The organism is Streptomyces sp. NPDC047072, from assembly GCF_040643855.1.
GTDB lineage: Bacteria > Actinomycetota > Actinomycetes > Streptomycetales > Streptomycetaceae > Streptomyces.
On record NZ_JBEYVC010000070.1, the window covers coordinates 41,653 to 49,934 of the forward strand.

General features: G+C 71.2%; 8 protein-coding genes. 2 read left to right on the plus strand and 6 right to left on the minus strand.

Annotated features, from left to right (window positions below; all coding sequences use genetic code 11):
- Positions 1-78 precede the first annotated feature (78 nt).
- Both ABZ896_RS27175 and ABZ896_RS27180 read left to right on the plus strand, forming a co-directional pair.
- On the plus strand, positions 79-909 hold the full coding sequence (locus ABZ896_RS27175; RefSeq protein ID WP_360934375.1) for an aldo/keto reductase: 831 nt from the start codon (positions 79-81) through the stop codon (positions 907-909).
- A gap of 69 nt (positions 910-978) precedes the next feature.
- Positions 979-1,563, plus strand: a complete 585-nt coding sequence (locus ABZ896_RS27180; RefSeq protein ID WP_360934378.1) for a DNA polymerase ligase N-terminal domain-containing protein — start codon at positions 979-981, stop codon at positions 1,561-1,563.
- A gap of 179 nt (positions 1,564-1,742) precedes the next feature.
- On the opposite strand, the gene ABZ896_RS27185 is transcribed toward ABZ896_RS27180, so the two are convergent.
- The 6 genes from ABZ896_RS27185 to ABZ896_RS27210 form a co-directional block, all read right to left on the minus strand.
- The gene (locus tag ABZ896_RS27185; RefSeq protein ID WP_360934381.1) at positions 1,743-2,750 is read right to left on the minus strand and encodes a BadF/BadG/BcrA/BcrD ATPase family protein; all 1,008 of its coding nucleotides are present in this window, start codon (positions 2,748-2,750) and stop codon (positions 1,743-1,745) included.
- Positions 2,743-4,026: a 6-phospho-beta-glucosidase gene (locus ABZ896_RS27190; RefSeq protein WP_360934384.1), complete on the minus strand. Its 1,284-nt coding sequence runs from the start codon at positions 4,024-4,026 to the stop codon at positions 2,743-2,745. The genes ABZ896_RS27185 and ABZ896_RS27190 overlap by 8 nt, the downstream gene beginning before the upstream one ends.
- 39 nt (positions 4,027-4,065) lie before the next feature.
- Positions 4,066-4,929 carry a carbohydrate ABC transporter permease gene (locus ABZ896_RS27195; protein WP_360934387.1) on the minus strand — a complete coding sequence of 288 codons (864 nt, stop codon included), beginning with the start codon at positions 4,927-4,929 and terminating at the stop codon, positions 4,066-4,068.
- Positions 4,926-5,927: a sugar ABC transporter permease gene (locus ABZ896_RS27200; RefSeq protein ID WP_360934390.1), complete on the minus strand. Its 1,002-nt coding sequence runs from the start codon at positions 5,925-5,927 to the stop codon at positions 4,926-4,928. The genes ABZ896_RS27195 and ABZ896_RS27200 overlap by 4 nt, the downstream gene beginning before the upstream one ends.
- Positions 5,928-5,929: 2 nt before the next feature.
- Positions 5,930-7,279, minus strand: coding sequence for a hypothetical protein (locus ABZ896_RS27205; protein ID WP_360934393.1), 1,350 nt, complete (start codon positions 7,277-7,279; stop codon positions 5,930-5,932).
- Between the two features lie 138 nt (positions 7,280-7,417).
- A partial coding sequence (locus tag ABZ896_RS27210) for an ROK family protein (protein WP_360934396.1) occupies positions 7,418-8,282 on the minus strand: 865 nt, incomplete at its 5' end.

Consider the following 8,282-nt stretch of genomic DNA (forward strand, 5'->3'; position numbering starts at 1 on the left):
GCGCTGCCCCTCCGGTTGATCAGCACTCACCCTATCCGTGAGGCTGGGAGGACGACACAGTCAAGGGAAGGTCCGCACGTGATCAGCATCCCGACGTACACGCTCAACGACGGCACGACGATCCCCGCGCTCGGTCTGGGCACCTGGCCGATGGACGACGCGGAGGCCGAGCGGGCGGTCGCCACCGCCCTGGAGGCCGGTTACCGGCTGGTCGACACGGCCACGAACTACCGCAACGAGACCGGCGTCGGCCTCGGTGTGACCCGCGCCGGCGTCCCTCGCGAGGAGGTCGTCGTGGCCACGAAGCTCCCCGGGCGTCATCACGGCTACGAGGAGACGCTGGCCTCCTTCGAGGAGTCCCGGGCGCGGCTGGGCCTGGAGTACGTGGACCTGTATCTGATCCACTGGCCGCTGCCCCGGGTCGACAAGTACGTGGACTCGTGGAAGGCCATGATCAGGCTCCGCGAGGACGGTCTGGTGAAGTCGATCGGCGTCTCCAACTTCACGGTGGCGCACATCGAGCGGCTGGAGAAGGAGACCGGGGTCCTGCCCTCGGTCAACCAGATCGAGCTGCACCCCTTCTTCCCGCAGGACGAGCTGCGCGCCTACCACGCCGAGAAGGGCATCGTGACGGAGAGCTGGAGCCCGCTGGGGCGGGGCTCGGACCTGCTGGAGGATCCGGCGATCGCGCGCATCGCCGAGGCCCACGGGGTCACCCCCGGCCAGGTGGTGCTGCGCTGGCACGTCCAGCTGGGCGCGCTGCCGATCCCGAAGTCCGGGGACCCGGAGCGGCAGCGGGCGAACCTCGACGTCTTCGCTTTCGAGCTGGACGCGGATCAGCTCGCGGCGGTCTCGGACCGCGCGCACCGGCGCCTCGGTGGTGACCCGGACGTGCACGAGGAGTTCTGAGACCGGGCCGGGGTACCCGGGGCCTCGCCGGGACCTCGGCGCCCCGGACCCCGCCGGAAGGAGCCGGACGTGAACGAGCGACTGCGGACCTACCGGGCCAAGCGGGACTTCGGACGGACCCGTGAGCCCGAGGGCCGGAACGGGTCCGGCGGCCCGGCGCCCCGGTTCGTCGTGCAGATCCACGACGCGAGCACGATGCACTTCGACTTCCGCCTCCAGGTCGGCGACGTCCTGAAGTCCTGGTCGGTCCCGAAGGGCCCCTCCGACGTCCCCAAGGACAAGCGGCTCGCGGTGCCCACGGAGGACCATCCGCTGGAGTACGAGGAGTTCGAGGGCGTGATCCCGGCGGACGAGTACGGCGGCGGCACGGTGATCGTGTGGGACCACGGCACGTACGAGCCGCTCAGCCACGACAGGCAGGGCCGCCCCGTCGACTTCGCCGAGTCCCTGGAGCGCGGCCACGCCACGTTCCGGCTGCACGGCGCCAAGCTGCGCGGTCAGTACGCGCTCACCCGGTTCCGCGAGGACGACTGGCTGCTCGTGAAGACCGCCGAGGGCCGCAAGCGGGGGCACGGCACGCCGAATCCGCGCCGGGCACGGTCGGTGATGAGTGGCCGTACGCTCGCGCAGGTCGCCGCGGAGGGCGAGGGCTGAGGGGGGCGCTCACCTCGCTCGGGGGCCGCCGGTGGCGAGGGCTGGGCCGAGGACGGCCACTCGGTAGGCCGCAGCAACCGGTTGCTGAGCCGGGCCCGGCCCCTCGCCGACACCCTGCGGCGCCGCCTCCGGGTCCCGGCCTCGCTCCCGGACCGTCCCGGCTCCCTCTCCGCTCCCCGTCAGATTCCGTCCTGCACCGGCGTCGGCGGCCGCATCCCCGCGATCGTCTTCCGCAGCCGTCGCCGTGCGTCCTCCGACGCCCCCGCCTCGCGCAGCGCCTCGGCCACCGCGCCCGCCACCGGGGGCACGTCCAGCACCCGGGGCTCGGCCCGCGGGGCTTCCGCCGCGAGGCGCTCGCGGATGTGGTCGTGCAGCATGGTCTGGCCGTGCTGGAGTGTGCCGCCGCCCAGGACGACGGGGGTCGTGGTGCGCAGCAGGCGGAGTCGGCGCAGCAGCGCGGTCACCATGGCGAGGATCTCGTCGCCGAGGCGGATCACGATGCCCCGGGCCACCGGGTCACCGCCCGCCGCCGTCGCGAAGACCAGGGGCGCGAGCCCGTGCAGCGCCTCGACGGCTATCTCACCCCGGCTCACGGCCAGCGCGACGGCCTCCACGGACGCGAGTCCGAAGTGGCCCGGCAGCTCGCGGCGCAGCCCGGTGGCCGGTCCCCGCCCGTCGCCCGCGCGTACGGCGGCCCCCAGCCCGGCACGGGCCACGGCGAGTCCGCCGCCCCAGTCCCCCGTGATCTCGCCGAGCGAGAGGAACCGGGCCGAGCGCCCCTCCGGATGCACCCCGGCCGCGTTGATCCCGGCGCCGGACACCACCGCCACACCCCACCCCTCGGGCGCGCCCGCCTGGAGGACGGCGAGCGTGTCGTTCCGCACGAGCACGTGATCGGCCACCTCCAGTGCGGTCAAGTCGTCGCGCGCCGACCGTTCTTGGGCCCGTCGGTCGACATTGGCGAGGAAGTAGGCCGCTACGGCGACCGGGGGCCCGGCGTCGAGTCCGGCCGTCGCCAGCGCCCGGCACCCCAGGTGGGCGAGCCGTTCGGTGGTGACCCGCATGCCCTCGTGGTGCGGGCGGGTGCCCCGGCCCCGCACCCACGCCAGCAGCTGCCCCTCGGTGTCCGCGAGCACCAGGTCGGTCTTGGAGTTCCCGCCGTCCACCCCCATCACGAGGTCAGGCATCGGCTGCCTCGCGCGCGAAGAACCGGGGCAGGTGGCGGCGGTTGGCCTCCAGGAGCGCGTCCAGCAGCGGCTCGACCCGACCCCATTGCCGTACGAGGGGATGGGCTACGAGGGCTCGTCGGGCCACCGTCCGGTCTCCGCTCAGCGCGGCCTCGACGGTGAGCGTCTCGTACGCGGTGACCGCCTGGACCAGGCCCAGCATCTCCGGCGGCAGGGGCGGCACCGAGCCCGGGTGCGGTCCCTCGGTGTCGACATGCGCCGGCACCTCCACGACGGCCTCGTCCGGGAGGCCAGCCAGCACTCCGTTGTTGCGGACGTTGACGTAGTGGTGTTCCGCGTCGCCGGTGAGCAGGCTGGTGACCAGGGCCGCGGCGGCCTCGCTGTAGTAGGCGCCGCCCCGGCGCTCCAGGAGTTCCGGGAGCCGGTCCAGGGCGGGGTCGCGGTAGAGGGTGAGCAGTTCCCGCTCGATGGCCTGCACCTGCTCGGCCCGGTGTGTGCCGCCGAGTTGGCGGCGGACCTCCTCGTCGGTGTCGTAGAAGTAGTGGAGATAGTAGGAGGGGATGGCGCCCAGGTCGCGCAACAGGCTTGGCGGGGCGCCGACTTCGGCGGCGATCTCGTCGAGGGCGTCCCCTCCCAGTAGTTCGGGCAGGCGGTCCACGCCGTCGACCGTGACCGAGCGGATCCAGGTCAGGTGGTTGAGACCGGCGTGGCCGAGGCGGACGCGGGCGGGCTGGACGCCGAGCCTCTTGGCCAGTTGGCGCTGCGCCTTGATCGCCACGTTGCACAGGCCGACCGCGCGGTGACCGGCGTCTAGGAGGGCGCGGGTGACGATGCCGACGGGGTTGGTGAAGTCGACGATCCAGGCGCCGGACAGGGCGTGTTCGCGTACCTGGTCCGCGGTGTCCAGGACGAGCGGCACCGTGCGCAGCGCCTTGGCGAAGCCGCCCGCGCCGGTGGTCTCCTGGCCGAGCAGGCCGTACGTGTTCGGCAGGGTCTCGTCGACGAGCCGGGCCGCCTGTCCGCCGACCCGCAGCTGGATCAGCACCGCCGCCGATCCGTCCACCGCCCGCCTGAGGTCGGTCGTGGTGGTGAGCCGGCCGGGGAAGCCGTGCCGGGCGAGGATACGGCGGGCCAACGCGCCGACCACGTCCAGGCGTTCGGGGTCGGTGTCGTGCAGGACGAGTTCGTCGACCGGCAGCAGTGCGGCGCGGCGGGCGAAGCCCTCGACCAGTTCGGGTGTGTAGGTACTGCCACCACCGACAACGGTGATCTTCAAGAGTGCTCCTTGGGCAACGGGGAGTGCGGCGGCGGTCGTTCAGCCCTTGACGCCGGTCAGCGCGATGCCCTCGACGAAGACCTTCTGGGCCAGGAAGAACAGCACCAGGACGGGCAGGAGGAACATCAGCGAGGCGGCCATCTGGAGCTCGTAGGCGTTCTGGTGGCCGTTCTTGGCGAGCTGGCTGAGGGCCACGGCGAGCGTCTGGCCGGTGTCGCTGTTGCCGGTGTAGAGCAGCGGGTTGTAGAAGTCGTTCCAGGCGTAGAGGAACGCGAAGAGTCCCACCGCGGCGATGGCGGGCCTCGCCATGGGGACCAACACCCGGCACAGGATGCGCAGTTCGCCCGCGCCGTCCATCCGGGCGGCCTCGGTGATCTCGTCGGGGATCGTGAGGAAGAACTGGCGCAGCAGGAAGATGCTGAAGGCGTCGCCGAAGAAGGATGGGACGATCAGCGGTTTGAGGGTGCCGACCCAGCCGAGGTGCGCGTACATGACGTACATCGGCAGGCTGGTGACCTGGGCCGGGATCATCATGGCGGCGAGGACGACCAGGAAGACGGCCTCCCGGCCCCGCCAGCGCAGCCGGGCCAGCGCGTAGGCGACCGGCACCGACGAGACGACGACGCCGATGGTCGACAGACCCGCGTACAGCATGGTGTTGGCGAGGTCGCGGCCGAACGGCATGGCGGAGAAGACCCTGCGGAAGTTGCCGAACTCCCAGGGCGAGGGCCACAACGAACCGGTGCCGGACTGCTGCTCGGTCATGAACGCGGTGACCACGCAGATCGTCAGCGGCAGCAGGAAGCAGAGGGCGATCGCGACGGCGGGCGCGTGCTCGGCGACGACGTACAACAGACGGCGCCCGAGCGGTCGTTGACGCTTCGTCAGTTCAAGGGTGCTCATCGGCCGCCTCCCGCGTGGTGGACGAAGCGGCCGGAGGCGCGGATGAAGACCACGGTCGCCGCGAAGATGACCAGGAACAGCAGCCAGGCCATGGCCGAGGCGTAACCGGTCTTGAAGTAGGCGAAGCCCTGCCGGTAGAGCTCGGTCGAGTAGAAGAGCAGCGAGTTGGCGGGGTAGCCGATGAGGTCGTTGCTGGAGGAGGTCATGTTCGCGGAGCTGGAGGCCACGAACGCCTCGGTGAAGTACTGGAAGGTGTAGATCATCCCGGTGAGCAGGGCGAAGAAGACCACCGGGGAGATCGCCGGGAGGGTGATGCTGCGGAACTTCTGCCAGCCGTTCGCGCCGTCGAGGTCGGCCGCCTCGTAGAGGTCCCTCGGGACGTCCAGCATGGCGGCCGAGAAGATGACCATCACGTTCCCGCTCGCCCACAGGGCCATCAGGACCAGGCTGGGCTTGGACCAGGCCGGGTCGGAGAACCATCCCGGGCCGCTGATGCCCACGACGTCCAGCACCTTGTTCAGCGGCCCGACCGGATTGAGCAGCACGATGAAGGACAGCGCGGACGCCACGACCGGCACCATCGACGGCAGGAAGAAGAGGGTGCGGTAGACGGCCCTGCCCCGCCGGACGCGGATGATCACCCAGGCGGTGAGCATCGCCCAGGCCGTGCGCAGCGGCACCATGACGACGACCATCCACACGGTGTTGCGCACCGCCACCCAGAAGGTGTCGGACTCGGTGAACAGGGCGCGGTAGTTGTCCAGTCCGACGAAGCGCACCGGCCGGTAGGAGCCGGCCTGGAAGTCGGTCAGCGAGTAGTACAGGGTGGCGGCCACCGGGTAGAGGACGAAGATCCCGAACCCGACGACGAAGGGCGACAGGAAGCCGAGGACGACCCACCACCTCGCCCTGCTCGGCGGGCGCCGGCGGCGGCCCCGGGCCGGGTGCGCCTGCACCCGCCCCGTCCCCTCGCCGACGTCGGCGACGACGGTCGTCATCCCTACCGCCCGCTCTCGGCGTTGAGGGAGTCGATCTTCTTGCCGACGGAGGCCAGCCCGGCGGCGGCGCTCTTCTCCCCGCCCTGCTCGTACTGGAGGAGGTAGGCGCGCCAGGTGTCCATGTCCTCGACGCCCGCCGGGGTGAGGGTCTTGTAGGAGGAGTCGGGGTTCTGGAAGAGGTCGACGAACGGCTTCCAGTGCGGGTCGTCCGCCTTGTCCCAGGCCTTCAGCGCGGCGAAGGTGCTGGGGACGTTGGAGACCGCGTCGGCCAGCTTGTTGAGGAAGGTGGTGTCGGTGGTGAGCTGCTGGAGCGCGAAGAACGCCTCCTGCTTGTGCTTCGACCCGGCCGACAGATAGGCCACGGTGCCCAGGGTGTTGCCCGCGCCGTAGGTGCCGCCTCCAGAACCGCCCAGGACGGGCATCGGGACGACGCCGTAGTCGAGGTCCTTCTTGAAGGAGGCGATCTCGCCGATGTGCCACTCGCCGTCGAACTCCATGGCGGCCGCGCCGGTCAGCAGCGGGTTGCCCGCGTCGTCGGCGTGCGCCTGGTAGCGGCCGACGAACTTCTGGACGTTGTCGGCGCCGTAGTAGTCGATCAAGTCGCGGTCCCAGCCCAGCAGTTGCTGCCACTTGGGGTCGGAGGCGAAGGTCGTCCTGCCGTCCTTGCCGTAGAACGAGCTGCCGCTGGTGACACCGGTGTACAGATAGCGGTTGACGTCGAAGTCGGAGCGCGGGACGAAGCCGAAGGTCTTGACGGAACCGTCGCTGTTCTTGACGGTGAGCTTCTTGGCGTCGGCGGTCAGCTCGGCGAGGGTCTTCGGCGGCTCGGTGATGCCGGCCTCGGCGAACATCTTCTTGTTGTAGTAGAGCGCGAAGGCGTCGGTCAGCAGCGGCAGCGCGCACTGCTGGCTCTGGTAGCGGGTGTAGACGAGGGTCGCGGCCGGGAAGACCTTGGCGGTGTCGACACCGGCCGCGGTGAGGTAGGGGTTCAGGTCGGCGACCGTGCCGTTGTAGCAGAACTTGGCCACGTTGTCGGGCGTGGAGCTGACGAAGACGTCCGGGGGATCGCCCGCGGCGACCGCCTTGGCGTAGGCCGCGTCATCCTTGTTGGGCACGAACTTCACGGTCAGCCACGGGTACTTGGTGTGCAGCTGGTCCAGCGTCGCCTTGAAGGCCGCCACCTCGTTGGGCAGGTGGTTGAAGGTCCACACGGTGACGGTGGTGGGCGCGTGCGAGGCGCCGGGCGTGATGGCGGACGCCGGCCCGGAGCCGCCGGAGCCCGTGGAGGTACAGGCGGCCAGCAGGACGGCGGCGCCCGTGGCGGCCGCGCCTCTGGTGATAAGTTTGAACACTGATCGTCCTCTCTCAAAGATGGCATTCCTGGGTGACGGATCGGTCGTTCGGACCAGGGCGCGGCAACGCCCGAAGTCCTTCTCAAGCGGCGGCGCTGTCCGGCAAGACGGCGTCGCCGTGGTGTTTCCCGACGGGGCTCAGGGCGGGGACAACTGCGCCTCCGCGGTGGTGGCGGCTGTGAAGGCGGCCTCCCGGGCGAGTTCCGCCGCCTTCGTGGTGGTGCCGAGCAGGACCGCGTCCTGTCCGAGGTCGGACACCACCACCGGGGGCCGGAAGTCGCTGAAGTCGGCGAGATGCCGTGCGACCGGTTCGAGCAGCAGATCGCCGTTGGCGCCGATGGCGCCGCCCAGCACGATCAGCGCCGGGTCGATCAAGGGCACCACGCAGGCCACCACGTACGCGAGACTGCGCGCGGTGTCCTCGACGATCTCCACCGCGCCCGGGTGTCCGTCGCGGGCCAGCGCGAAGACGCTCAGCGGGCTGCCGTCGCCGGGCAGTCCCAGCTCCCCTGCGCGGGCGCTGATGTAGCGGGCGCCGAGGTGCTCCTGCACGAGGTCACGGCGCTGCCCGACGGGTGCGGTCATACGGTCGCTCGGCAGATAGCCCGCCTCGCCCGCGACACCGGTCGCCCCGCGCCGGACCCGGCCGTCGACCACCAGGCCGAGTCCGAGGCCCACGCCGAGGCTGAGCAGCACGAAGTCGTCGGTGTCCGTACCCCGCCCGTGGATGCGCTCGGCCAGCGCCGCGAGGTTCACGTCGTTCTCCAGCACCAGCGGCACCGGAAGGGCCCGGCCGAGGGCCTCGCCGAGACCGCGCCCCGCGTCGGGCAGTCCCGCCGCGTAGGACAGGGCGCGGCCGTCCGCCCCGACGACGGCGGGCAGTCCCATGACGACCTGGGTGATCTCTGACAGGGCGAGACCGGCCTGGCCCGCCAGGTCGGCGCAGATCGCGCGGATCTGCGCGACGAGCGCGTCCCGCCCCTGGGCACCCCCGTGCGCGACC

Coding starts and splice junctions, on each gene's coding strand:
- ABZ896_RS27185 (WP_360934381.1), bottom strand. CDS start 2,750: ATGCCTGACCTCGTGATGGGGGTGGACGGCGGGAACTCCAAGACCGAC.
- ABZ896_RS27195 (WP_360934387.1), bottom strand. CDS start 4,929: ATGAGCACCCTTGAACTGACGAAGCGTCAACGACCGCTCGGGCGCCGT.
- ABZ896_RS27200 (WP_360934390.1), bottom strand. CDS start 5,927: ATGACGACCGTCGTCGCCGACGTCGGCGAGGGGACGGGGCGGGTGCAG.